We start from the raw sequence: 3,962 nt of genomic DNA on the forward strand, positions 1-3,962 counted from the left end.
GTGATGAATGTTTGGCGATGGAGTGGTTTCGGAACCGAATCGAAGCGAAGATCGTGATCGAAGACTGGCGTACTCACTACAACGAAGTGCGCCCGCATTCGAGTTTGCAATACCTAACACCGGCGGAATTTCGTCGGGTTAGCGAACGTAGTTCAACCACTGGGGCCGTGAATCTCTAGACACTAGTGGTACGAAAAAATCCGTCAGGTCATCACCGTCTGGTTCAGACCCGACGTATCCCGATTCAGGCTCGCGAGATCCTGCGTCTGGCTCGTGCCATTCGTCAGGGTGATGGTTCCGTCGCTCACCCCGCTGCGTGTCGTCCCCCGCTCGCTGCCGCTCTCCGACTGCGACAGCATTAGCGAAGGACTACCGGTGTTCTTCCCCGACGACGGTCCCGTCGTGCGCTCGTTCGCGCCGCCGTTGCCCATCGAAAATCCACCGCCCACCCCAAAGCTATTGGCCTTGTAGTCCGAGTGGTTTTGAATATCCGAGAACGTCAGTGTGCCCGTCGTCAGCTGATTCTTCGATGGCTCCGCCGTGCTCGCGATGTACGCCCCCTTCAGGTCCGTATTACCCGCCACGTTCACATCGAACCCGCCGCTCCCCGCCTGAATCCCCGACTGCTCCGCCACGCCCGCGTAGCTGCCGCTCGCATTGCCGCGCGAGGCGCTAAAGCTTCCCGACGCACCGCTCATGCTCAGACTCAGCCCACCGCCCATGCTCTCCTGATGCGCAGCACTCTCGCTCGTGTCCTGCACGCTCGCTACCTTCAGATCCCCGCCCACACGCGCGATCACCTTATCGGCGTTCACATTCGCGCCGACGATGTTGGTATCGCCCCCGCTCACGATCACCGCCGTGTTGCTCGCGTTGATGTGCGTATTGTTCTGGAATTGCGAATCCGAGTTCGCATCGCCATGCGCCCGGGACAACGAGGCCGACACGCCCCAGCCGCCCGTGCCGAACGACACACCGAAACTCCCGCTCTTCGACTCGTTTTCGCTACGGCTCGACTCCGTATCCGTGCTGTTGCGCAGGTTCACCTGATTCGTCGCTTGCAGCAGCACGTCCTTTGCATCGACATTCGACCCCACGATGTTGACGTTGCCCTTGCCGGAGGCCGCATCCCCCGTCGCAACGAACGCAGCAGTGCCGCCTGCCTTGATATGGCTCCCCACGTTGGTCGTGCCATCGAACGACGACGTCGACTTGCTGCTCGACGAGCCCCAACTCAACTCGACCTTCACCTCCGGTTTCACGTTCGGGTTCGTACTCTTGAGCGCATCGAGCGCCTTATTGGCTTCGTTGTAAGCCCCATACGCCCCGCTGGCCGCTGCGTAACCCCGCAGCGCCGACACACGCGCGTCGCCGCCCGAGTCGGCAGCCGACTTGGCCTGGTTCGTCACGTTCTGTATCGCGTCGATGACCGGGGACTTCACCGCCAACGTAAAGCCCGAGCTCTTGAACTCGTGCGTCTCGTCGTGGTGGTTCCGCTCCTGCGCCGATTCGACCGTGACGTTCTGCCCAATGCCGGTCACGTCGCCTGCCGCCACGATGTCACTGCCACGCACCGTCAGATCCTTGCCCGCGACCATGCTCACGTTACCGTTCAGGCTGCCCACAAGGCTGTCGGCACTGTAGTTGAGGTCGTCCCATATACAACGACGGTGCCCGTGTACTGCCCATGAGGCAACGATGCGCCAATATCGCTTAGGTCGCCTGTCACGGCTTTTTGAACTGCAGTTGCGTCGCAGTAGCCACCACTGATTACGTGACGGATTAAGAAATGGTACTTTCCAATTAACTCTTTCATTTTCTTTTCTTTCGTCATGCGCAACTGCCCGTTAAACCGGATTTCACTATGGCATCAGGAATCATTTTTTCGCACAAAAACCACTGTTGCGAAAACACAAAACACCGCCCCCAGCAGAGCGCCGTTCACCAAAACGAAACTTGTGTCGTCGCTCTCCCATAAGAAACCGCCACCATAAAAATAGGCCACGAAAATCATTACCAATACCTTTATGGAGGTAAAGCACAGAAATGAAATAAAGAAAGCAACCAAATATAAAATAATCAATCTAAACATTTTTTCATTTCTCAAGCCGAGATTTGGCATCGTTTATCGCTTTCATTCCTGCTTCACCGCCGGCAGCACCGCCGATACCAGCGCCAATTGCAGGAACGTTATTCGGGTTAAACAGGTTTTTTCCCGATGACCCCGCCCAAATACCAGTCCCAGACCAACCAAAGCTACCCGCCCCCGACTTGGACAACGCGGAAATTGAATTTTGCATGGCGAGTCCCGCACCATAACCGATAGCCGCCGCACCTGCGCTCACCGCCGCACTGGTTACAATGCTGTCGTGTTTGCCAGAGATCGCATTATTAGTGGCAGTATTAAGAGCACCTGTCACCGCGTTTATTGCGAAATTCCCAAAAAACTTAGTGTAAGTGCCGGCGCCACCAGCCAACACAGCGTATCCAACATCGACTGGATTGACCGTGCCATTCTGTATGTACTGCGATGTCGCATTTACACTACCAGTTAGGATGCCAATACCAATAGGCGACGCCCACGCGCTGGATCCCAAAGCTCCGGTCGAGCCAAAAATTGGCGCGCCAGGAATAGCGGCCAACCCGGCAGCAATCTCTGGTGCCAGTCCAGCAGTTACCAGGCCACCGGCGATGGCGAGCCCTGCCTTCGGATTCGCGATCGCCCCAGGCAATGCCCGCTGTTCGGGTGTCAGCGAATGATCTGCATTTCCATACATGAATGGCTTGTTGTACTCCTCCGCCGTCGCGTGGAACAGCCTGCCACCGTTCTGACTGATATATGCCACCGCCGTTGCGTCCCCTCCCGGTCCCTTGCTCGCCGCCGCGTCCACCAAGCGATAACCATTCGCCAGCAGCATACTCTGCGCCTGCTCCGCGGTGAGTGCCTTGCCGGTCTTTTCTTCATAGAACTTCGCGAAGTCCTTCGCATTGTCCTTTGCCCACTTCCGCTCATCAGGATGCAACTGCCGGTTAAAGCGATCCACGTTGTAGCCCGTGAAGCCCCCGGAGGTGCCACCGGCAGCAGCGCCCGCCACCGTCCCCACGCTTGTGGCCACAATCTGCCCCAACGCCTGATCGACATCGGCATTGCCCGTCGGGTGCGAGTCCTTGATCTGGTCACTCAGGTCATTGAGCACCTTACCCAGCTTCGACGTCGCTCCCGCGCCTAACGCCCCACCCAGCGCATTACCTCCTCCCAGCCCCGCCACAATCGCTCCACCCGCCGCATGCATCAGCGCGCGAGAATCTCCCCCCTCCGACCAGTCTTTTGCTTCTTGCTCGTATTGCGCCTTCAGCGCCGGATCGTTGGTATTCTTCGCCAGATTCTTCGCTTCCCCCGCCTTCTTGTCCGCATACGTCCCAATATCCCGCGCCACGGCTTCCCCCGCTGCCGTCGCCGCGCCCATCAACCGCGACTGTCCGTCGAGCGTCTTCTGCAGATCCGGCGTACGGCTCACCGTCTGGTTCAGGCCCGACGTATCCCGATTCAGGCTCGCGAGATCCTGCGTCTGGCTCGTGCCATTCGTCAGCGTGATGGTTCCGTCACTCACACCGCTGCGCGTCGTCCCCCGCTCGCTGCCGCTCTCCGACTGCGGCAGCATTAGCGAAGGACTACCGGTGTTCTTCCCCGACGACGGTCCCGTTCTGCGCTCGTTCGCGCCGCCATTGCCCACCGAAAATCCACCGCCCGCCCCAAAGCTATTGGCCTTGTAGTCCGAGTGGTTTTGAATATCCGAGAACGTCAGCGTGCCCGTCGTCAGCTGATTCTTCGACGGATCGGCCGTGCTCGCGAGGTACGCCCCCTTCAGATCCGTATTGCCCGCCACGTTCACATCGAACCCGCCAGAGCCCGCCTGAATCCCCGACTGCTCCGCCACGCCCGCGTAGCTGCCGCTCGCATT

General features: G+C 58.9%; 4 protein-coding genes and 1 pseudogene. 1 reads left to right on the top strand and 4 read right to left on the bottom strand.

Annotated features, from left to right (window positions below):
- On the top strand, nt 1–179 hold a 179-nt coding region (locus tag PHO31112_RS26915), incomplete at its 5' end, for an integrase core domain-containing protein (RefSeq protein WP_150624776.1).
- Between the two features lie 24 nt (nt 180–203).
- Here PHO31112_RS26915 and PHO31112_RS26920 read toward each other — a convergent pair.
- From PHO31112_RS26920 to PHO31112_RS27330, 4 genes and pseudogenes are all read right to left on the bottom strand, one after another.
- Nucleotides 204–1,625, bottom strand: a complete 1,422-nt coding sequence (locus tag PHO31112_RS26920) for a hemagglutinin repeat-containing protein (protein WP_343042812.1) — start codon at nt 1,623–1,625, stop codon at nt 204–206.
- Complete coding sequence (locus tag PHO31112_RS26925; protein ID WP_150624778.1) at nt 1,613–1,834, bottom strand: hypothetical protein; 222 nt, start codon at nt 1,832–1,834, stop codon at nt 1,613–1,615. Before PHO31112_RS26925 ends, PHO31112_RS26920 begins: the two co-directional genes overlap by 13 nt.
- A gap of 36 nt (nt 1,835–1,870) precedes the next feature.
- On the bottom strand, nt 1,871–2,122 hold the full coding sequence (locus PHO31112_RS26930) for a hypothetical protein (protein ID WP_150624780.1): 252 nt from the start codon (nt 2,120–2,122) through the stop codon (nt 1,871–1,873).
- A pseudogene (locus tag PHO31112_RS27330) lies at nt 2,097–3,962 on the bottom strand (hypothetical protein); the annotation flags it as partial. The pseudogene PHO31112_RS27330 and the gene PHO31112_RS26930, both read right to left, overlap by 26 nt.

The sequence above is a fragment of the Pandoraea horticolens genome (genome assembly GCF_902459555.1).
GTDB lineage: Bacteria > Pseudomonadota > Gammaproteobacteria > Burkholderiales > Burkholderiaceae > Pandoraea > Pandoraea horticolens.

Coding starts and splice junctions, on each gene's coding strand:
- PHO31112_RS26925 (WP_150624778.1), bottom strand. CDS start 1,834: ATGACGAAAGAAAAGAAAATGAAAGAGTTAATTGGAAAGTACCATTTC.
- PHO31112_RS26930 (WP_150624780.1), bottom strand. CDS start 2,122: ATGCCAAATCTCGGCTTGAGAAATGAAAAAATGTTTAGATTGATTATT.